This is a genomic window from Staphylococcus pseudoxylosus (genome assembly GCF_003697915.1).
Taxonomy (GTDB): Bacteria; Bacillota; Bacilli; order Staphylococcales; family Staphylococcaceae; genus Staphylococcus; species Staphylococcus pseudoxylosus.
Genome location: NZ_RCVN01000115.1, coordinates 1 through 214 on the forward strand (window position 1 = coordinate 1; position 214 = coordinate 214).

Annotated in this window: 1 protein-coding gene; it reads right to left on the reverse strand. The window is 36.9% G+C overall.

All coding sequences use genetic code 11. The annotated features are described in order from the left end of the window. Positions 1-214, reverse strand: a 214-nt coding sequence (locus D9V42_RS15035) for a hypothetical protein (protein WP_142927617.1), incomplete at both ends; no start/stop codon positions are given.

Below are 214 nucleotides of genomic sequence, written 5' to 3' on the forward strand. Positions count from 1 at the left end.
TTTCATATGCTTCGTCTGTAATGCGTTTATTTTTCCAATCTGCACGGTATTTTCGAACTTCTCGGCTTTGTGGGAATGATCCAATAGTTGTTGTTGGTAAATCCGGTAAGTTCAAACGTTTTTGTTGTTGTTCAATACGTTGCGCGAATGGTGATTGTCTTGAAGTACGCACGCTTTCGAAATCATAATCTAAGTTTTTGAATGATTGATTTTG